Raw genomic sequence first — 19,944 nt, 5'->3', positions numbered from 1 at the left:
AAGACGTCCCTGCCATTCTCTTATAGCAGGCTGTTTGTTGCTGCTAAGGTTGCTAGAACTGGGTGTCACTAACCTAGTTATTGAGAGCTTTGCTTGTAAGAGCACAGTATGTAAGAGCATATGAACGTCGCCTTCTAAGGCACCGCTTTTTAAGCGCTAGCCGTAATAAGACAAAACAACTCACTATTCAGTAAATAGGTATCGCAAGCATGCTTGAAAATATTCGCATTATTTTGGTTAACACCTCTCACACAGGAAATATAGGCTCTACTGCACGCGCCATGAAAACAATGGGGCTAAGTAGCTTATATTTAGTTGACCCAGTGAATGAACCTGATGGTCAAGCAAGCGCATTAGCAGCGGGTGCAGGCGACGTGCTAGCCAATGCGAAAATTGTCAACACCCTTGAAGAAGCAGTAAAAGACTGTGGACTTGTTGTTGGCACCTCTGCACGCTCTCGCACTCACTCATGGCCAATGCTAGGACCACGAGACTGTGGTGAAAAGTTGGTACAAGAAGTCAGTAAATACCCCGTCGCATTGGTGTTTGGCCGAGAGAACAGCGGGCTTTCCAATGAAGAACTGCAGCAGTGCCATTTTCATATGTGTATCCCGGCAAACCCAGAATACAGTTCACTAAACCTAGCAGCGGCGGTACAGACTCTGTGTTATGAAATCCGTATGGCCTACTTGAATAGAGAAACTTACCCAGAAGTTGAAGAGGTATATCCTCTTAACGAAGACTTAGAGCGCTTTTACGTGCACCTTGAGTCTACACTGGAAAAAACTTCTTTTATCCGTAAGAGCCACCCCGGAGTGGTTATGACTAAGTTACGCAGATTATTCAATCGCTCTCGTCCTGAATCACAGGAGCTTAATATTTTGCGCGGTATTTTAGCGTCAATCGATAAGTCGGTTAAAGCAAGTGATGACGATGCTAGCCAAGCGTCCTCATTAGAAACGACAGATGAATCAGCAGCTCAAACGACGAGTCAGGATCGTAATTGATCAGAGAAATAATTAATCAGAACAGTAATGAGTAAAGCATGTTTAGCCGAATAAAAGACGACATTCAAGGCGTATTTCATCGCGACCCAGCGGCGCGCAATACGTTTGAAGTTTTAACCAATTATCCTGGCCTGCATGCCGTGTGGTTGCACAGAATTAGTCACAAATTATGGAAAGCCGAGTGGAAGTGGCTGGCTCGTACTTTGTCTACATTTAATCGATGGTTAACGGGTATTGAAATACATCCAGGTGCCACGTTAGGGCGACGAGTATTTATCGACCACGGTATGGGAGTGGTTATTGGTGAGACCGCTGAAATTGGTAACGACGTTACGCTTTACCATGGTGTGACATTAGGCGGAACCAGTTGGAAAGCCGGAAAGCGTCACCCGACACTTAAAAACGGCGCAGTGGTAGGTGCTGGTGCAAAAGTACTTGGGCCTATCACCATTGGCGAAAATGGTAAAGTGGGCTCAAATTCTGTTGTAGTGAAAGATATCCCCGACGGCGCTACGGCGGTGGGTATTCCAGGTAGAATTATTGTTACTAAGCAAAAAGACGCGAGTGCTTCTTTAAATCCTCAGAGAGATAAAATTGCACAGAAATACGGCTTCGACGCCTATGCCGTAGCGCCAGATAATCCTGACCCAGTAGCTAATGCAATGGGCATCATGCTTGAGCATATGCACCAGATGGACACAAAAGTAGAAGAGATGTGTAAGGTTATTCAGTCCCTTGGAGGCGATGTGTGTACAGAAAACCTTCATAATATTAGCGCGGAAGATTTTGCTGATACTGGCTTTGAGTTAAATGAAGCTCAACAAGATAGCAGTACCCATAAGTCATTCGATCCAGCGATTTGACTGTCCTAGATCTTTTTATTTGTAATCTAATAGACTCGCCACACATTTAAATTTAAAGTGTCAGTAATTTTTACTCCTTTTAAATGAAATTTTATTTTTTCTTTGTTTTTCAGTTGCTTACCGGTTGGTTCGTTTTTTGCTGTGGTCAAGTGCTTTCAACATGAAGCGCGTGGCGATGATTCCATATAAAAGGATTGAAATATGAGTTTTCTGAAAAACAGTAAAACGCTACTTGGTATAGCGGTTGTTGCATCCTGCATTAGTATACCTATAGCTAAAGCGTCGACTATTATAAAATACGGCGATACCTATTTAGGTGTAAATAACGAAGGCCATCTCAACGTGAGGCCAAATTCCATTGATGGTTTATCCAGCGAGTTTATAGCAGAATTTAGTGGTGCGCCTGTTGGACTGTGGCGAGATGGTTTGGGGGATTCAACCGCTCCAGGGTGCTTATGCGAAGGATGGGGCGTTGCAGCCACTACCACGGAAACAAGAGTGTCGGGCTGGGCTAGCGTAGACAATGGTGGCATTGGTGGTCTGACTGGTGGTACTTTTGGGTCTACTGAGTTCTCAGCTACTTCGGATGTAAATTTGAGTGCCGCAGAAATTAGCGTTCAACATGCGTATGGTCGTTCCTTGGCTGAAGGAGTTTTTCAAGCTTCTATTACTATTTCTAATAATACCGACAGTGTGCTTAACGATGTAGTTTATCGACGAGCAATGGATTGGGATATTCCACCAACTGAGTTTAACGAGTACGTAACTCATGTTGGCGTTGAAGCAAATTTGGAATCAAACGGCGGCAATGTAAGATATGCCAGTGATAATGGCTTTGCTAACGTTAATCCATTAATTTCAGCTGGAAGTGTAGACCCAGCGACTGTTAATGTGGATTTCGAAGATAATGGACCAGCCGACCATGGCTCAGTTTTTGATTTTGCTTTTGGTGAAATTGAAGTTGGAGGAGCCCGCACGTTCAATATTTTTTACGGGAGCGCAGCTGGAGAAGATGCTGCAATCGCCGCCCTTGAGCTACTAAACGCAGATGTTTATTCATTGGGTCAGCAATCAGAATCACCAGATGCTGGCCTACCTGCTACATTTCTGTTCGGCTTTGGTGGAGTAGGAGGAATAGAGCCTGGTTCAGATGAGGATAATCCTGTATTACCTTTCGTTCCAGCTCCAGGAGAGTTTGTATTCACTTCGCCTGAGCCTGGACGTTGGTTTGATCCACCATATGCTTATGGCTTTGAATATGCTTTAACCGGTGGAGCATCATTTTCAGGGATTGAGGCTCCAAGTGCCGCACTAGGGTTTGGTGACATTGAACTAGTGGTTGATGGAACTGTTGTAGAAGTTTTGAGCCCTGGAGAAAGTTTCGATTTTGCAGCGTTAGGTGGTGGTATATCAGAATTTAGTCTAGTAGGTCTTGACCGGTTGCTAGATGTAGCGGATCCAGAATTCGCCACTGCATTTCCTTTGTTTCTTGACTGGACCGGTGATGCGTCTGAGTTACTAATGACAGCTCTTACAGTAGATTCACTCCCAGATGCAGAAGTTAATGAACCTGGAATGTTGGCGCTCTTTTTATTTTCAAGCGTGTTTTTTGTTCGCAGAAAACTTAAGAATTGATAGAAAGCGTTAACTAAAATGCTACCAGCCGCTGAAGTCTTTCGGCGGCTTGTTAAAAAAGGATTTGTTATGAAATATTTTACTGTGATTTGTTTATTATCTATTTTTATTTTTGATGCGCAAGCGATCGATAAGAACGGTAAGTTCGCAGTAAAGGGAGTTGGGAATACATCATGTAGCGACTTTAGAACTGCTATTGAAAAAAATGATGCACAAAAATATCTATTCGCGGGTTGGTTGAATGGATATATGACTGGTCAGAATCAACATTGGCCCGATACATTTGATGTGACATCTTGGGAAAGTATCGAAACACTTTCTAATTATGTGTTCCATTACTGCGGTAGCAATTCTAATCTAAGCTACTTCCAGGCATCCACACAAATGATAAATGAGTTATTTAATAATCGTATTATTGAATACGTTGGTGCTCAAGAGTTTGGTTTAAACGGCTCTTCCATAAAGGTCTATAAGCAAGTTGTTGAAAGCGTTCAAAAGGCCCTCAAAAACGAAGGGCTTTATCAGGGGGAGGTAGATGGACGACTTACCGATCAACTTCATGAAGCAATTAAGCAGTTTAAGAAGGCTAACGGCATAGACTCAGACAATTTGTTCGATCAACGAGTGCTTCACAAACTTCTCCGCCAATAACTCCACACAATTGTTGTGAAATAATACCTGACTAAATTACTGGGTCTTATACTTGACCATTTTAGTCAGGTATGTGAAAATTCCGCTATTCATATAAAGGCGGGAGACAATAATGAAACTTACCTCTAAAGGTCGCTATGCGGTAACCGCAATGCTCGATGTTGCATTGCATTCAAAGCGTGGCCCCGTTCCCCTTGCCGATATATCTGAAAGACAAGAAATATCGCTATCTTACTTAGAACAGCTATTCTCCCGATTGCGCAAAGAGCAGTTGGTCGACAGCGTGCGTGGTCCAGGCGGTGGTTATTTACTTGGCCGCAGCGCTAATGAGATTGCCATCGGCGAGGTGATATCAGCGGTTGATGAATCAATCGACGCCACACGTTGCCAAGGTCAGGCTGACTGTCAGGGAGGCGATCGCTGCCTTACCCACAGTTTATGGCAGGATTTAAGCGATCGTATCTCAAGCTTTTTACACTCTATTACTCTTGGTGAGTTAATGGAAAAGCATGATGTTCGCGAGGTGGCGGGGCGCCAAGACAACAATACTGCACTTCGCAATATAGCTAACGATATTGAAGTAAGCATTAGGCTTTAAAAAAGGCATTGATGACTATGACGCTATCTACTCCTATTTATTTAGATTACGCCGCCACAACTCCCGTAGACCCGCGAGTTGCCCAAGTTATGGCGAAATGCCTAACTCTTGACGGTAATTTTGGCAATCCTGCATCAAGAAGTTATCGCTTTGGTTGGATGGCTGAGGAAGCCGTTGACATCGCCCGTAATCAGGTTAGCGATGCACTTAATTGCGATCCAAGGGAAATTGTATTTACCTCCGGTGCTACCGAGTCGAATAATTTAGCGATAAAAGGCGTCGCCGATGGCTATGCATCGAAAGGCAAGCACATCATTACCGTTAATACTGAGCACAAAGCAGTGCTTGATACCTGTGAGTATTTGCAAGCACAGGGCTTTGACGTAACTTATCTGACGGTAGGCGCCGATGGCCTAGTTAACTTATCGGAGCTAGAGGGCGCAATTAGAGACGACACTATTTTAGTCTCTGTAATGCATGTAAACAACGAACTAGGTGTAACCCAAGACATCGAATCTATTGGAAAGCTTTGCCGTCAACATAGTGTGTTATTTCATGTGGATGGAGCACAAAGTGTGGGTAAGGTTGCCATAAACCTCAATGAGCTTCCGGTAGACCTTCTGTCGATGTCGGCACACAAGTTTTACGGGCCTAAGGGAATGGGGGCACTCTACGTTCGCCGCCGTCCTAAGATTAACCTAGAAGCACAAATTCATGGCGGTGGTCATGAGCGCGGTATGCGTTCGGGCACGCTGGCAACGCACCAAATTGTGGGTATGGGCGAAGCACTCGAATTAGCGAGTCGAGACATGGAAGCTGAGAACGAGCGTATTAAAGCGCTTCGTATCGCTTTGTGGAATGGGCTAAGCAAGATTGAGGGTGTATACCTAAACGGCCATGAAGAAAAGCGCATTGCAGGTATTTTAAATGTCAGCTTTGCCAATGTTGATGGCGAAAGTTTGATGATGGGGCTAAATGATATTGCTGTGTCATCTGGCTCAGCATGCACATCGGCAAGTTTAGAGCCTTCGTATGTGCTTAAAGCATTGGGGCGAAGTGATGAACTGGCTCATGCAGGAATTCGATTTAGTGTGGGACGATTTACGACCCAAGACGACATCGATTACGTAGTAAATAAAGTAACAGATGTAACAAACCGATTGCGGCAAATGGCGTTAGCTTAAGATTTTTTAAAGCAAGTAGCGCAAAATACGTCGCTGAATATTTGAGTGGATTACTCAGGTATTATATAATGCCGCACCAATTTTTAAGGCTGCCACCATTGTAAAATGCTTACTGCACGAGGTTTGTGCGGTGAATTAAGGGAAATTACCAAGACCGTGGGGTAATTTTCCAAGCCAAGGTGAATGGAAGGCTTAGGCAGCAAATGCAGGCAAACAAGCGAGACCCAAACATGAGTGAACAGATCGAACAGGCGTTAGAAAGAAAGTACGATGCTGGTTTTTATTCAGAGATCGAATCGGACACGTTTGAAAGCGGCCTAGATGAGTCGATTATTCGTCGCATTTCCGCAATGAAAAACGAGCCTGAGTGGATGCTCGAATGGCGTCTAAAGGCTTATCATGCGTGGCGTGAAATGGAAGAGCCTGATTGGGCCCATGTGGAATACCCAAAAATTGATTTCCAGGCAATTTCGTATTACTCGGCACCAAAGAGTATGGAAGACAAGCCTCAGTCATTAGATGAAGTAGACCCAGAGCTACTGCGTACTTACGAAAAGTTAGGTATTCCGCTGCACGAACAAGAAATGTTAGCAGGCGTTGCAGTAGATGCAGTATTTGACTCTGTATCAGTGGTCACAACGTTCCGCTCTAAGCTAGAAGAAGCTGGCGTTATTTTCTGCCCAATTTCTGAGGCGATTCAAAAGTATCCAGACCTTGTTAAAAAGTACATCGGGTCAGTAGTACCGCGTACGGATAATTACTTCTCTGCGCTAAACTGCGCTGTGTTTACTGACGGTTCATTTGTTTACATTCCAAAAGGCACTCGTTGCCCAATGGAGCTTTCCACCTATTTCCGTATTAATGAAATGAACACCGGTCAGTTTGAGCGTACGTTAATCATTGCCGATGAAGGCAGTCATGTGAGCTATCTTGAAGGGTGTACTGCGCCGCAGCGCGATGAGAATCAGCTGCATGCCGCGGTGGTCGAGCTAGTTGCAATGGACGACGCCACGATTAAATACTCCACTGTTCAAAACTGGTATCCAGGTGATGAGAACGGTAAAGGTGGTATTTACAACTTTGTGACCAAGCGCGGAATTGCACACACCAACGCTAAAATCTCATGGACGCAGGTTGAAACTGGTTCAGCGGTAACGTGGAAGTATCCAAGCTGTATCCTTAAAGGCGACAACAGCGTAGGCGAATTCTACTCTGTAGCGCTTACTCGTGGACGCCAGCAGGCCGACACCGGTACGAAGATGATTCATATGGGCAAAAATACGCGCTCAACCATCATCTCAAAAGGAATATCTGCAGGTAAAAGTAACAACGCTTATCGCGGTCTCGTGCAAATGGGGCCTCGTGCAGACGGCGCGCGTAACTTTACCGAGTGTGACTCGCTGCTTATTGGCGATAAGTGTGGTGCACATACGTTCCCGTATATCGAAAGTCGCAACCCGTCGGCAATAGTTGAGCACGAAGCGACAACATCGAAGGTAAGCGACGAACAATTATTTTTGTGTCGCCAACGAGGTTTAGACACAGAGAAGGCCGTTTCTATGATTGTTAACGGTTTTTGTAAAGAAGTATTCAAAGAGCTGCCAATGGAATTTGCCGTAGAAGCCGGCAAGCTGCTCGAAATTAGTCTTGAAGGTTCAGTGGGGTAATCAATGCTTAGTATAAAGAATTTACATGCCAGCGTAGAAGAAAAAAACATCATTAAAGGTCTTAACCTAGAAGTTAAGCCGGGTGAAGTACACGCTATCATGGGCCCCAATGGTGCCGGTAAAAGTACGTTAGGTTATGTCTTGTCAGGTCGTGATGGTTATGAAGTGAGCGAAGGCGACGTAACGCTTAATGGAAAAGATTTGCTAGACCTTGAAGTTGAAGAGCGTGCCCGTGAAGGCTTGTTCTTAGCGTTTCAATACCCAGTAGAAATTCCTGGTGTTAGCAACATGGAATTTATGAAAGAGTCTGTAAATGCCATGCGTGAAGAACGTGGTGAAGAAGCTCTGACAGCTGCTGAGTTTTTGAAAAAGGCTAAAGAAGCCTGCAAACAAGTGCAGCTGCCATTAGATTTTCTTAAGCGTGGTGTTAACGAAGGCTTCTCAGGTGGTGAGAAAAAGCGTAACGAAATCATGCAAATGATTTTGTTAGAGCCGTCACTGTGCATTCTTGATGAATCAGATTCAGGCCTTGACGTTGATGCTCTTCAAGTTGTTGCTAATGGCGTTAATAGCCAGCGCGACGGTAAGCGTAGCTTCATAGTAGTAACGCACTATCAGCGCTTACTTGACTACATCAAACCAGATTTTGTGCACATTCTTGCCGACGGCAAAATTGTGAAAAGCGGTGATGCATCACTTGCTCACGAGGTGGAAAAAGAAGGTTACGCATTCCTAGGGAAGGCGTACGAGGAGGCAGAGGCATGAGTCAATGGCTACAACAGGTCATTGATGGGGCGCAATTCGACGATTATTTAGCGCCCGTGCGTCAGCAGGCCTTAACTCAATTAAAAGCCGATGGTTGGCCAGCTCGTAGAAACGAGAGCTGGCGTTTTACGCCGCTTACTTCTGTAGAAAAGCGTGAAGCAAAAACGACAACGCAGGCAGACGTTCTGCCGGTACCCGCGATCGATAACCTAAATGCTATCGACTTGGTGTTTGTTGACGGCGTATTGATCACGCAAGTGAATACGCTAGATGTACCAAAAGGCATGAGAATCACGTCGCTTAAGCACGACGATAAGGCAACTCAGCAAGCAATATCGAGTATTTACGGGCAAATTAAGCCTACTCGACACATGTTTGGTTTAGTCAATGATGCATTGTGTGAACACGGTATTTTTATCAGCGTTGAAGAAAATGCCAAAATTGATACACCAGTGCGTATTGTTAACATGGCTACGCAAAACGTCGATGCACATACCCGTGTTGTTGTAAAAGTAGCAAAGGGTGCCAGCGCCACTGTGATTGAGCAAGGCGTGGGTGACACCGATAGTTTAACCACTGCTTTTGCTGAATACGACATTGCCGATGATGCCCATCTAGAGCACTACCGCTTTGCCATGTTTACGGCAGCGGCCAAGCAGCTTGGTGGAAGCCACTTCAAATTACACAATCGCTCTACTTTAAATTCTACTATGGTAGGTTATGGAAGTGATTTATCTCGCCTCGATGTGGATATTCATCATGCTGGTGAGTTTGCCGATGCCAAAATGAATGCCATTTATTTGTTGGCGGAAGGTGAGTTGTTCGACCTTCACTCAACCATTGAGCATGCAATGCCAAACGGTACCACGGAAGAAAATGCACGGGGTATTGTGGGGGATAAGGCTCGCGCTGTATTTAATGGCCGAATTCATATCCACCGCGATGCTCAAAAAACCTTGGCAGAGCTAAACAACCGCAATCTTTTGCTTTCTCGCCGCGGTGTGATTAATACCAAGCCTGAACTAGAGATTTATGCTGATGACGTTAAGTGTGCTCACGGTGCAACCGTAGCTGAAATTGACGAAGAAGCACTTTATTACCTGCTTACTCGCGGTGTACCGCGCAGCAAAGCATTGGTTATGCTTAATTTTGGGTTTATTCAGGAGTTGGTTAACGACGTGCCAAATAGCGCAATCCGCGAATGGTTACAGCCGTTACTCAGTGAACGTTTTTCCCAGATGGAGGTGAAATGAGCTTAGATGTTGCTGCACTTCGTGCCCAGTTTCCTATTCTTTCTAAAACGGTAGATGGGAAGCCGCTGGTATATTTAGATAACGCTGCGACAACGCAAAAGCCGCAGGCGGTGATTGACGCCATTGTCGATTTTTATACTGGCACAAATGCTAATGTACATCGCGGTGCGCACCATTTGTCAGATGAGGCAACCCGTCGCTATGAAAACGCGAGAGCGAGCGTAGCGAGCTTTATCAATGCGAATGCCCGTGAAGAAGTTATCTGGACCGCAGGAACAACCGAAGCTATCAACATAGTGGCAAACGGTCTTGCTCAGCTTTTAGCTGAGGGTGACGAAGTCATGGTGACAGAGCTTGAGCATCACGCGAATTTAGTTACCTGGCAGCAAGCCTGTCGAAAAGCGGGTGCTACGCTCAATATTGTGCCCATATTCGAAAGTGGTGAACTTGACGTTGATGCGTTTGAAAAGCTGCTTTCAAGCAAAACTAAGCTAGTGGCATTTCCTCACGTATCAAATGCGTTAGGTACGGTAAACCCGATTAAAACGCTGACAGAAAAAGCGAAGCAAGTAGGCGCTTGGGTGCTTGTTGATGGCGCTCAGGGAATTGCTCATGGCGGTGTTGACGTTCAAGACATCGGCTGCGATTTCTATGTTTTTTCTGGTCACAAACTTTTCGGTCCTACAGGTATCGGTTGTTTGTGGGGTAAAAAAGAAATTTTAGAGTCTTGGCCAGTGTGGCAAGTAGGCGGTGAGATGATTAAAGACGTCACTTACCACGAGGCTACTTGGGGATCACTGCCAAATAGACTTGAAGCAGGTACGCCAAATATTGCCGGTGCTATCGGAATGGGCGCTGCGGTTGAGTGGTTTAAGCAGCTCGATATAGCCGCGTTGCATGAACACGAGCATGCTCTTTTGTCTTATGCGACAGAGCAAGCAGAAGCCCTCGACGGAATGAAAATAGTCGGCACTGCACCGAATAAAATTGGTGTGTTAAGCTTTTTACTCGACGGTGCACACCCTGCAGATATTGGCTTTATTCTCGATAGGCAAGGTGTTGCAATTCGCACTGGCGACAATTGTGCGCAACCATTAATGAAGCGTTTTGGTATTCCTGGAACTGCCCGCGCCTCATTTTCAATTTATAACACGCTTGAAGAAGTGGACAGCCTTTTTGCTGCACTTAAAAAAGCTAAAATGATGTTGGCCTAAGGGGGCATTATGAGTGTTGAAACGTTTGTACCGAGTACACAACTCATCTCGCTAACAGACAGTGCCGTTAAGCATTTCGAAAGTAAGCTTAAAGAAAAGCCTGGTCAGTTAATTCGTCTATCAACACGAGTGAGTGGTTGTACTGGATATGCCTATGTGCTGGATTTTGCAGATAGCGCAAAAGACGATGATGAAATTATTGAGATCTCACCTATGCTAAACGTGGCTATTGCTGCTGATGCAACGGGACTGCTAAAAAACACTGAAATTGATTACGTGCAAGAAGGTGTTAACGGGGTGATTAAATACAATAACCCAAATGTAGTTGATGAGTGTGGTTGTGGCGAGAGCTTTAACGTAGGTTAATCTCCCAAGCACATATTCTCACAAGTACACAGTCTCACAAGAATACGATCTCACGTAAATACAATAGAGCACTAGCAGTTTATGAAGCAAAAAATGGTGGTAACTGAGCGCGAATGTAAAGCGCGTTTGGTACCGGCGGGGAATCCTGTTGTTATCCCCGAAGGCGAATTCGTCAGCATTACCCAAGAGTTAGGTGGCAATTATACCATTACTTGGAAAGGCAATATGTACCGTATCGACGGTACCGATGCTGGGGCCATTGGCCGTAAAGAAATGGTGCTTAGTTTTGACAAGCCTAGCGATGGAAACATAAGCAAACAGCAAGTGTGGGACGCGCTAGAAACCATTTTTGACCCAGAAATTCCTATTAATCTTGTTTCTCTCGGGCTTATTTACACCGTAAATATTCAACAAGAGAGTGGGGTTGTGGATATTGATATGACATTAACCGCACCTGGATGTGGCATGGGTCCGGTATTGGTTGGCGACGTAGAGTATCGCGTTGCTATGGTTCCTCATGTCAATGAAGTGAATGTTGAACTCGTATTCGATCCACCTTGGTCTCGTGAAATGATGAGTGAAGAAGCGCAGCTAGAAGCTGGCCTTTTCTTTTAAATTAAAAACAGGACAAACGATGAAGTTGCCTAGCAGTGAAGAAATTATTGATGACTTAGCGTTTTTCGATGATTGGGAACAGCGCTATCAATATATTATCGACTTAGGTAAGTCCATTCCTGGCTTACCAGAAAGTGAGAAGACACCAGAGCATTTGGTAAAAGGTTGCCAGAGTAGTGTGTGGTTGGTCGAATCTTTCGATAACGGTAAAATTACGTTCGATGTAGACAGCGACGCGGTCATTGTTCAAGGCCTTCTGGCGCTAGTGCTTGCTGCCTATAACAATAAATCGCCGAAAGACATCACACAGTTTGATGTGGACGGATACTTTGAAGCTTTAGATTTAGAGCGTCATATTACCCCCACCCGTGGTAACGGACTTCGAGCCATCGTAGGCAAAATACAAGATTTGGCTCGCGCGAACGTGTAGGCGGGCTTTTTTTAAAGACGAAATTAACCTTTTAGTATTTTGCTTATATGAATCTCGTTCTTGCAATTTATACTTTAAGTACAATGGTTTGGTAGCAAATTAGCAATGCGTTAATGTGCTCATGAGACATTGCAAAACGTTAAAGCTCAAGGTGACTGAGTCGCTTTACAAATAGTCACTAGTCATTGCGGTCATTATTGCCTATAATTCGCCGCCAAAATTGAAAACACACTTATTTGTTTGGAGAAAAAACATGGCTCTTGAGCGCACTTTTTCGATTATCAAGCCTGATGCGGTAGCAAAAAACGTAGTCGGCGCAATTTACAACCGTTTTGAATCTGCTGGTCTTCGCATTGTTGCTTCTAAAATGCTACACATGAGCAAAGAGCAAGCGGAAGGTTTCTACGCAGAACACAAAGAACGTCCTTTCTTTGGTGCTTTGGTAGATTTCATGACATCTGGTCCAGTTATGGTTCAGGTTCTTGAAGGCGAAAACGCTGTTCTAGCTAACCGTGAAATCATGGGTGCAACTAACCCAGCTGATGCTGCTGCTGGAACACTTCGTTCTGACTACGCTGCATCAATCGACGAAAATGCGGTTCACGGTTCTGATGCACCTGAATCTGCTGCTCGTGAAATTGCATACTTCTTTTCAGAAGAAGAAATTTGCCCACGTACTCGCTAAGTACGTAGTCAAATCGAAGTAGAGTTTTTCAAACTCTGAAACGAGGCTCCGGCCTCGTTTTTTTATATCTGAAGTGCGTGAAGGTAATGCGGACTGGTATTACTTTTTATGCGAAGGCATACATGGTAGAATTTGCACAAATTTTAAGCGCAAATGTTTAATGTAAACCCTTACTACAAAGGTTAGGTGAAGGTTTAGCAAAACGTGTACAAGCGGCTTAACCGCAACCTAGCGAAAGTTAGGAAGTAATACAGTAAAAAGCGTAAGCATCTATGTTTTATGTGCAGCACTAAAGACAGTCACACTTGTTCGCAAAAGTGTGACTGTCTTTAGTCGCTTCTTCAGTACAACACACAGTACTAGCACTCTCAATTAAGCAGTTCGAGGTAGTAATCCTCGCAAGGTAAAAGGGTCATTTTATTCATGGCAAAAACAAACTTATTAAATCTAAATCGCGAAGGCTTGCGCAATTTCTTCAAGGAAAAAGGAGAGAAACCATTTCGAGCTGATCAATTAATGAAGTGGATTTATCAGCAAGGCGAAAGTGATTTTGAGAAAATGAGTAACCTCAATAAAAACCTTCGTGCCATGCTTATTGAGAATTGCGAGATAAAAGCCCCCGAAATTGCCTATTTCCAAGAGGCCAGCGACGGCACTATTAAGTTTGCACTCACACTTGAGGGCGGCCAAGAAGTAGAATCTGTTTGGATCCCTGAGGAAGAGCGAGCCACGCTATGTGTATCTTCACAAGTAGGTTGTGCCCTTGAATGTACATTCTGCAGTACAGCCCAGCAAGGGTTTAACCGCAATCTTAGTGTGAGCGAGATTATCGGTCAGGTTTGGCGCGTAGCTACATTTTTAGGTCTTTCAAAAGATACTAGCCAACGTCCCATTACCAACGTGGTCATGATGGGAATGGGCGAGCCCTTACTCAACCTTAAAAATGTGGTTCCAGCCATGGACATCATGCTAGACGATTTTGGTTTTGGTTTGTCAAAACGTCGCGTCACATTGAGCACATCAGGTGTAGTGCCAGCGCTGGATATGCTGGGCGATCAGATTGACGTAGCGTTAGCCATTTCACTACACGCGCCGAATGATGAGTTGCGCAATGAGATTGTACCGGTAAACAAAAAATACAATATTGAAGCGTTTCTAGCTGGCGTACGTCGTTATTTGGCAAAGTCTAAGGCAAACCAGGGCAGAGTGACGGTTGAGTATGTTATGCTCTCTCACATTAACGACAGTACCGAGCAGGCACACGAGCTAGCTAAAGTACTGAAAGATACGCCAAGTAAAATTAACCTTATTCCATTTAATCCATATCCAGGTTCACCGTATACCTGTTCTAGTAATTCTAGAATAGATAGGTTTGCTAAAGTGCTAATGGAATATGGCTTTACAACAGTTGTTCGTAAAACTCGAGGCGATGATATTGATGCTGCATGTGGTCAATTAGTAGGCGACGTTGTTGATAGAACAAAAAGAATGTTAAAAAAACAGGTGAAGGGCGAAGCGATTTCAGTAAAAATGGCCCAATAATCATTAAGATATTAGGGTAAGACTATGCCAACTGGATTGCAAAAAGGATTAAAAAGCAGCATGCGCGCCGCGTTAGTGGGCGCATCGCTATTCATAGTGGGCTGTGTAAGCAGTAGCCAAACAGGCATTAACAGCGCTGATTTCGATCCTGAGGAAGCGGCTCGAACGCGCATGTCATTAGGTCTTACCTACCTTCAAAACAACAATTACACTCAAGCGAAGCGCAACCTTGATAAAGCCATAGAGTTTGATCCGCGCTCGGCCGATGTACAATATGCAATGGCCTATTACTACCAACTGGTAGGGGAAAATCAGCGTGCTGAGGAATACTATATTGCCGCACTGGATATTGAACCTAACAACGGTGATATCGCCAACAGCTTTGGCGCATTTAAATGCCAGAACAGTCAGTACGACGAAGCTAAAACATATTTTCTACGCGCTATCGATAATCGCTCGTATTCAAATGCTGCACAAACTTACGAAAATTTAGCCCTCTGCGCTCAATCACAAAATAATATCCAAGACGCCATTGCGTATTTTGAGAACGCGCTTAAGCATCAACCCGCTCGCGCGAAAACACTATTCTTGCTTACCGAGCTTTACGTCGCTACTGAGCAGTGGCAAAAGGCAAAATCTACCCTTCGTCGTTACGAACGGGTTGCCAAAGTATCACCTGATTCATTGTGGTTAGCATTTGATATTGCGAAGGGTCAGAAAGATGACGTCGCCGCAAAGGGTTATGGAGATATGTTACTGTCGTTATTTCCTAATAGTACGTTAGCGAAACGCTATTTAGCAGAGCGCTCAAATTTAAATGCGAAGGTAATTAAAACCGTTAAGACGGTGGTGAAAGATTCAAGAAATGGAAACAGTGTAAGTGCAAATCAGAGTGGCTCGATACTAAGACCAACCACAAAGCAAACAGTGTTAGTTGTGAATAGCGACGAGCCGTCAACTCAATCAGCGCCAGCCCCTGAATCTGATCCAGAGTCGAACTCTGATGAAAAGTCAAAAACAGTGGCCCAATCAGCCGCTTCAGAGCTTGGCGCTGACAAGATGAAAGCGGGCGAACCCGCGGCGCGAGATGCAGATAATGAAAATGTCGCTGCAAAGCCTGATTTATCCGACCAAACGAGTAAATTCCATGTAGTAAAAGAGGCGGAAAACTTATATCGTATTTCGTTGCTATACAATATTAGGATGTCTACGCTGCAAAAGTGGAATAACCTAGACAATACTGGCGCTATTATTGCTGGTCAGAAGCTTTGGTTAGTACCACCGAGTATGCAGGAGGAATAAAGGTTAATGGTGTCAGAAGAAAACGCGAGTCAAGAAGTCACATCGCAACAAGAAAAAAGTACGCCAAGTCCTGGGGCCTTATTAAAAGAGCGCAGAGAAGCGTTAGGTCTCTCACAACAAGAAATTGCCAGTAAGCTTTTCTTAAAAACATTTCAAATCAATGATTTAGAAAATGATGTTATTGATGAGAAGTCATCGGTTACGTTTACAAAAGGATACGTTCGAAATTACGCTAAGCAATTAGGGTTGCCTTCAGACGAGGTTATTGAAGCCTTTGAGCACTATCATAATCAATCTGAAGTACCGTCATCCGATAAGCTTCAAAGCTTTTCAAAACGTGTCGCAAAACAGACACATGATGACCGCTGGATGATGGTGACTTATATTATTCTGCTAATTATTATTGGTGGCGTGGTGTTGTGGTGGTACCAGCAGCCTGGAGACGACACCGCGACAGATTCATCGTTAATCGAGTCGGTGAAAGAGGAAGCTATAGCGAAGGCACGTTCGCCAGAGCCTGAATCTTCAATCTCTGATGATGAAACCTCTATAGGCGCTGTATCAATGTCTGGCGATAATTCAACTCGAAATGCTCAAGACACTAGCAGTGCTCCTTCGTCAGCATTATCAAATTCTCCCTCTAACCTTACAAGTCGCGACGGTCTAGACAACGGTGCAATTTCAGCGCCGCCATCAGAAATTAACGACAGCAATAATCTCACGGCGCTTGTTAGCAGCATGACAGAAGAGGAAGACGCCGATTTAAGTTTAAATGAGACCGCTGCGCCTATATCCATGACCTTTACGTTCAGTGAAGATTGTTGGGTGAATATTGCGGATGCCACCGGAGAGGTTATCGCCACTGGCGTAAAGCAACAGGGACGGGTTATGGACATTCAAGGTATTCCTCCTGTTGCAGTTACACTAGGCGCACCTGATAATGTGCGCATATCAGTTAATGGCGAGCTAGCAGATATCTCATCGTTTCAAAATGGAAAAATAGCTCGCTTCACGCTTCCTTTATAGGTATTTAGATGTTTGCAGAAAGCCCTATTAAACGCAGAAAGTCCACACGTATTAATGTGGGAAATGTTCCTATAGGTGATGGCGCTCCCATTGCTGTTCAATCGATGACGAATACGCTCACTACAGATGTTGCTGCAACTGTTGCGCAGATTAACAGAATTGTAGCTGTAGGCGGCGACATTGTGCGTGTCTCCGTGCCAACCATGGATGCAGCCGAAGCGTTTAAAGAGATTAAGCGCCAAGTAAGCGTGCCCTTGGTGGCAGATATTCATTTTGATTATCGCATTGCTTTAAAAGTTGCCGAGTATGGCGTGGATTGTCTGCGTATTAATCCCGGTAATATAGGTAACATGGAGCGCGTACGCTCTGTAGTAGATTGCGCTAAAGACAACAATATCCCTATTCGAATTGGGGTTAACGGCGGATCGTTAGAAAAAGATTTACAAGAGAAGTACGGTGAGCCTACGCCAGAAGCGCTGGTTGAATCTGCCATGCGTCACGTGGACATTCTCGACAAACTCAATTTTGATCAATTTAAGATTAGCGTGAAAGCATCAGATGTCTTTTTGGCCGTTGGTGCCTATCGGCTGCTCGCGCAAAAAATTGATCAGCCATTGCACCTCGGTATTACAGAAGCCGGCGGACAGCGCGCAGGCGCGGTTAAAAGCGCTGTAGGGCTAGGAATGTTGCTCGCCGAGGGCATTGGCGACACCATACGCGTCTCTCTTGCTGCCGACCCTGTAGAAGAGATAAAAGTAGGCTTTGATATTCTTAAGTCTTTACGTATTCGCTCTCGCGGTATCAACTTTATTGCTTGTCCTAGCTGCTCTCGTCAAGAGTTTGATGTGATAGGCACAGTGAATGCGCTAGAGGAGCGTCTTGAAGATATCTTAACGCCTATGGACGTATCTATTATCGGCTGTGTTGTTAACGGTCCTGGAGAAGCTGAAGTGTCAGATTTAGGGCTTACCGGCGCTCGCAACATGAGTGGTTTGTACGAAGATGGCAAGCGCGTAAAAGAGCGTTTAGCTAACGACGACCTCGTTGATAAGTTAGAAGCCAAAATTCGCGCGAAAGCAATGCGGATGAGCGAAGAAAACAAAATTCAGGTATCGGTAAAAGACTAAGCCTGCAACGTTGTTGTTTGTTCCCAAAGCCCCTATAATGCGGGGCTTTTCACTATTTAGCAGTATGAGAATTTCAAGTGGCTAAGACTATTCAGGCAATACGAGGCATGAATGACTGCCTACCGGAGATTTCCGGTACATGGCAAAAAGTAGAATCTGTACTTCGACAGGTTGTGGCGAATTACGGTTACCAAGAGATACGCACGCCCATTGTCGAGAGTACCGACCTCTTTAAACGCTCTATCGGTGAAGTCACTGATATTGTTGAAAAAGAGATGTACACGTTCGAGGACAGAAATGGCGATAGCTTAACGCTGCGTCCTGAAGGAACTGCCAGCTGCGTAAGAGCCGGAAATGAACATGGGCTGTTATATAACCAACAGCAACGTTTGTGGTACATGGGTCCAATGTTTCGCCATGAACGTCCACAAAAAGGTCGTTACCGTCAGTTTCATCAGTTTGGTGTAGAAACATACGGAATAGATGGGCCAGATATTGATCTAGAAGTTATTTTACTCAGCGCTCGTTTTTGGAAATCATTTGGGATCGAAAAGCACGTTACGCTGCAAATCAATACGCTAGGCTCTAATGAAGCTCGTGCTGCTTACCGCGACACGCTCGTTGAATTCTTAAAGGCTAGAGCGGATCAGCTGGATGAAGACTCACTTCGTAGATTGGAAACTAATCCACTGCGCGTTCTCGATAGCAAAAATCCAGACGTTCAAGCTGCTATCGCCGATGCCCCTTCTCTTATCGACCACCTAGACGAAGAATCGAAAGCGCACTTTGAAACTCTTTGTGCACGATTAACCGAAGTTGGCATTGCCTATGAAGTGAATCCGCGATTAGTTCGAGGCTTAGATTATTACAATCGAACGGTGTTTGAGTGGGTAACAGATAGCTTAGGCGCACAAGGTACAATATGCGCCGGCGGCCGCTATGATGGTTTGGTAGAGCAACTTGGTGGTAAAGCGACACCGGCGGTTGGTTTTGCAATGGGTATCGAACGTTTAGTGTTGTTGTTAACAACGCTGACCGATGAAGGCCAAGACGACAGTTTCGCTGATGTCTATGTGACCGCTATGGGTGATGATGCCCAGTCTTATGCTATTGAAGTCGCAGAGCACTTGAGAAATCAATTGCCTGATACGCGTATCATGATGCATTGTGGCGGCGGAAATTTTAAAAAACAATTAAAGCGCGCGGATAAAACCGGTGCTCGTCTAGCGCTACTTTTAGGTTCGGACGAAATGCAATCACGCAAAGTAGGCGTTAAGCCCCTTCGCGATGGTCAAGAGCAAGTTACAGTGAGTTTTGAAAGCCTTTCAGATACGGTTTTAAAACTGCTGAGCGAAAAATAAGAAGAGGACATCATGGAACAGTTCGCAACAGAAGAACAACAAGTTGAAGCGATTAAGCGTTTTTGGAAAGAGCATGGCACTGCCATCATTGTGGGTGCTGCCTTAGGCCTTGGTGGTCTTTTCGGATGGCGTCAATATTCAGATATGCAAATTGAAAGCAAAGAAGCTGCTTCTGTTGCTTATCAAACGGCAGTAGAAACCTTCGCAGAAGAGGGGAGTAGTGCCAGTCTGAAATCGTTTATCGAAGAAAATAAAGATACCGGGTATGCCAGTATTGCTAACTTACTAGCCGCTAAAAAAGCAGCTGATTCAGGTGATTTAGACACTGCGGCCTCTCATTTAAACGAAGTGATTACATTTGCTGAAAATGCGCAAATGAAAGAATTAGCGTCTCTTCGTTTAGCCCGTGTGCAAATTGAAATGAACCAGCTCGATGCTGCGTTGTCTACGCTTGGCAATGTATCAAACGACGCATTCTCTGCAGAAGTATCCGAACTTAAAGGCGATGTATATCAGCAGCAAGATAAGTTCGATGACGCGCGTTTAGCATACTCTAGTGCATTAGAAAAAAATGCCAACAACCCACTGCTGCAAATGAAGCTTGATAATCTAGCTGTTGCGGCAGCTCAGTAAGCTTGGGTCGAAAGGCTGAT

General features: G+C 44.7%; 20 protein-coding genes. All 20 read left to right on the top strand.

The window, feature by feature from the left end; translation table 11 throughout:
• Positions 1-209: 209 nt before the first annotated feature.
• On the top strand, positions 210-1,007 hold the full coding sequence (gene trmJ, locus AC27HD_RS07920; RefSeq protein WP_487104878.1) for a tRNA (cytosine(32)/uridine(32)-2'-O)-methyltransferase TrmJ: 798 nt from the start codon (positions 210-212) through the stop codon (positions 1,005-1,007).
• 38 nt (positions 1,008-1,045) lie between these two features.
• Entirely contained in the window at positions 1,046-1,870 is an 825-nt protein-coding gene (gene cysE, locus AC27HD_RS07915) for a serine O-acetyltransferase (RefSeq protein ID WP_487104876.1), read from the top strand.
• A gap of 201 nt (positions 1,871-2,071) precedes the next feature.
• Positions 2,072-3,505, top strand: coding sequence for a hypothetical protein (locus tag AC27HD_RS07910; protein WP_487104874.1), 1,434 nt, complete (start codon positions 2,072-2,074; stop codon positions 3,503-3,505).
• A 69-nt stretch (positions 3,506-3,574) separates the two neighbouring features.
• Positions 3,575-4,156: a peptidoglycan-binding domain-containing protein gene (locus AC27HD_RS07905; protein ID WP_487104872.1), complete on the top strand. Its 582-nt coding sequence runs from the start codon at positions 3,575-3,577 to the stop codon at positions 4,154-4,156.
• Positions 4,157-4,268: 112 nt separating this feature from the next.
• Complete coding sequence (iscR, locus tag AC27HD_RS07900; protein WP_032097116.1) at positions 4,269-4,754, top strand: Fe-S cluster assembly transcriptional regulator IscR; 486 nt, start codon at positions 4,269-4,271, stop codon at positions 4,752-4,754.
• Positions 4,755-4,771: 17 nt separating this feature from the next.
• Positions 4,772-5,938, top strand: a complete 1,167-nt coding sequence (locus tag AC27HD_RS07895) for an IscS subfamily cysteine desulfurase (protein WP_487104870.1) — start codon at positions 4,772-4,774, stop codon at positions 5,936-5,938.
• Positions 5,939-6,168: 230 nt separating this feature from the next.
• On the top strand, positions 6,169-7,605 hold the full coding sequence (gene sufB / locus AC27HD_RS07890) for a Fe-S cluster assembly protein SufB (protein ID WP_487104869.1): 1,437 nt from the start codon (positions 6,169-6,171) through the stop codon (positions 7,603-7,605).
• A 3-nt stretch (positions 7,606-7,608) separates the two neighbouring features.
• On the top strand, positions 7,609-8,370 hold the full coding sequence (sufC, locus tag AC27HD_RS07885) for a Fe-S cluster assembly ATPase SufC (RefSeq protein WP_032097114.1): 762 nt from the start codon (positions 7,609-7,611) through the stop codon (positions 8,368-8,370).
• Positions 8,367-9,623, top strand: coding sequence for a Fe-S cluster assembly protein SufD (gene sufD / locus AC27HD_RS07880; protein WP_032097113.1), 1,257 nt, complete (start codon positions 8,367-8,369; stop codon positions 9,621-9,623). The genes sufC and sufD overlap by 4 nt, the downstream gene beginning before the upstream one ends.
• A complete protein-coding gene (locus AC27HD_RS07875) occupies positions 9,620-10,837 on the top strand; it encodes an aminotransferase class V-fold PLP-dependent enzyme (RefSeq protein WP_487104866.1) in 1,218 nt (405 codons plus the stop codon). The genes sufD and AC27HD_RS07875 overlap by 4 nt, the downstream gene beginning before the upstream one ends.
• Before the next feature lie 9 nt (positions 10,838-10,846).
• The gene (locus AC27HD_RS07870) at positions 10,847-11,203 is read left to right on the top strand and encodes a HesB/IscA family protein (RefSeq protein ID WP_032097111.1); all 357 of its coding nucleotides are present in this window, start codon (positions 10,847-10,849) and stop codon (positions 11,201-11,203) included.
• 81 nt (positions 11,204-11,284) lie between these two features.
• On the top strand, positions 11,285-11,818 hold the full coding sequence (sufT, locus tag AC27HD_RS07865; RefSeq protein ID WP_032097110.1) for a putative Fe-S cluster assembly protein SufT: 534 nt from the start codon (positions 11,285-11,287) through the stop codon (positions 11,816-11,818).
• Positions 11,819-11,837: 19 nt separating this feature from the next.
• On the top strand, positions 11,838-12,248 hold the full coding sequence (locus AC27HD_RS07860; RefSeq protein ID WP_032097109.1) for a SufE family protein: 411 nt from the start codon (positions 11,838-11,840) through the stop codon (positions 12,246-12,248).
• A 253-nt stretch (positions 12,249-12,501) separates the two neighbouring features.
• Entirely contained in the window at positions 12,502-12,933 is a 432-nt protein-coding gene (gene ndk, locus AC27HD_RS07855) for a nucleoside-diphosphate kinase (protein WP_032097108.1), read from the top strand.
• 423 nt (positions 12,934-13,356) lie between these two features.
• Positions 13,357-14,475, top strand: a complete 1,119-nt coding sequence (gene rlmN / locus AC27HD_RS07850; protein WP_487104863.1) for a dual-specificity RNA methyltransferase RlmN — start codon at positions 13,357-13,359, stop codon at positions 14,473-14,475.
• 60 nt (positions 14,476-14,535) lie between these two features.
• Positions 14,536-15,777 carry a type IV pilus biogenesis/stability protein PilW gene (gene pilW / locus AC27HD_RS07845; RefSeq protein ID WP_487105544.1) on the top strand — a complete coding sequence of 414 codons (1,242 nt, stop codon included), beginning with the start codon at positions 14,536-14,538 and terminating at the stop codon, positions 15,775-15,777.
• A gap of 6 nt (positions 15,778-15,783) precedes the next feature.
• The gene (locus tag AC27HD_RS07840) at positions 15,784-16,803 is read left to right on the top strand and encodes a RodZ domain-containing protein (protein ID WP_487104861.1); all 1,020 of its coding nucleotides are present in this window, start codon (positions 15,784-15,786) and stop codon (positions 16,801-16,803) included.
• An 8-nt stretch (positions 16,804-16,811) separates the two neighbouring features.
• On the top strand, positions 16,812-17,930 hold the full coding sequence (gene ispG / locus AC27HD_RS07835) for a flavodoxin-dependent (E)-4-hydroxy-3-methylbut-2-enyl-diphosphate synthase (protein ID WP_032097105.1): 1,119 nt from the start codon (positions 16,812-16,814) through the stop codon (positions 17,928-17,930).
• 77 nt (positions 17,931-18,007) lie between these two features.
• Entirely contained in the window at positions 18,008-19,291 is a 1,284-nt protein-coding gene (gene hisS, locus AC27HD_RS07830) for a histidine--tRNA ligase (RefSeq protein ID WP_487104858.1), read from the top strand.
• Positions 19,292-19,303: 12 nt separating this feature from the next.
• Entirely contained in the window at positions 19,304-19,924 is a 621-nt protein-coding gene (locus AC27HD_RS07825; RefSeq protein WP_032097103.1) for a YfgM family protein, read from the top strand.
• Positions 19,925-19,944: the final 20 nt, after the last annotated feature.

Source organism: Alteromonas sp. 4NS20-0143 (genome assembly GCF_057542855.1).
Note: the sequence above shows the minus strand (reverse complement) of the source record. Positions and strands in the feature narration are given on the sequence as shown.

Bases quoted from the DNA above. Each gene is read 5' to 3' on its own strand.
- trmJ (WP_487104878.1), top strand. From the start codon at position 210: ATGCTTGAAAATATTCGCATTATTTTGGTTAACACCTCTCACACAGGA.
- cysE (WP_487104876.1), top strand. From the start codon at position 1,046: ATGTTTAGCCGAATAAAAGACGACATTCAAGGCGTATTTCATCGCGAC.
- AC27HD_RS07910 (WP_487104874.1), top strand. From the start codon at position 2,072: ATGAGTTTTCTGAAAAACAGTAAAACGCTACTTGGTATAGCGGTTGTT.
- AC27HD_RS07905 (WP_487104872.1), top strand. From the start codon at position 3,575: ATGAAATATTTTACTGTGATTTGTTTATTATCTATTTTTATTTTTGAT.
- iscR (WP_032097116.1), top strand. From the start codon at position 4,269: ATGAAACTTACCTCTAAAGGTCGCTATGCGGTAACCGCAATGCTCGAT.
- AC27HD_RS07895 (WP_487104870.1), top strand. From the start codon at position 4,772: ATGACGCTATCTACTCCTATTTATTTAGATTACGCCGCCACAACTCCC.
- sufB (WP_487104869.1), top strand. From the start codon at position 6,169: ATGAGTGAACAGATCGAACAGGCGTTAGAAAGAAAGTACGATGCTGGT.
- sufC (WP_032097114.1), top strand. From the start codon at position 7,609: ATGCTTAGTATAAAGAATTTACATGCCAGCGTAGAAGAAAAAAACATC.
- sufD (WP_032097113.1), top strand. From the start codon at position 8,367: ATGAGTCAATGGCTACAACAGGTCATTGATGGGGCGCAATTCGACGAT.
- AC27HD_RS07875 (WP_487104866.1), top strand. From the start codon at position 9,620: ATGAGCTTAGATGTTGCTGCACTTCGTGCCCAGTTTCCTATTCTTTCT.
- AC27HD_RS07870 (WP_032097111.1), top strand. From the start codon at position 10,847: ATGAGTGTTGAAACGTTTGTACCGAGTACACAACTCATCTCGCTAACA.
- sufT (WP_032097110.1), top strand. From the start codon at position 11,285: ATGAAGCAAAAAATGGTGGTAACTGAGCGCGAATGTAAAGCGCGTTTG.
- AC27HD_RS07860 (WP_032097109.1), top strand. From the start codon at position 11,838: ATGAAGTTGCCTAGCAGTGAAGAAATTATTGATGACTTAGCGTTTTTC.
- ndk (WP_032097108.1), top strand. From the start codon at position 12,502: ATGGCTCTTGAGCGCACTTTTTCGATTATCAAGCCTGATGCGGTAGCA.
- rlmN (WP_487104863.1), top strand. From the start codon at position 13,357: ATGGCAAAAACAAACTTATTAAATCTAAATCGCGAAGGCTTGCGCAAT.
- pilW (WP_487105544.1), top strand. From the start codon at position 14,536: ATGCGCGCCGCGTTAGTGGGCGCATCGCTATTCATAGTGGGCTGTGTA.
- AC27HD_RS07840 (WP_487104861.1), top strand. From the start codon at position 15,784: ATGGTGTCAGAAGAAAACGCGAGTCAAGAAGTCACATCGCAACAAGAA.
- ispG (WP_032097105.1), top strand. From the start codon at position 16,812: ATGTTTGCAGAAAGCCCTATTAAACGCAGAAAGTCCACACGTATTAAT.
- AC27HD_RS07825 (WP_032097103.1), top strand. From the start codon at position 19,304: ATGGAACAGTTCGCAACAGAAGAACAACAAGTTGAAGCGATTAAGCGT.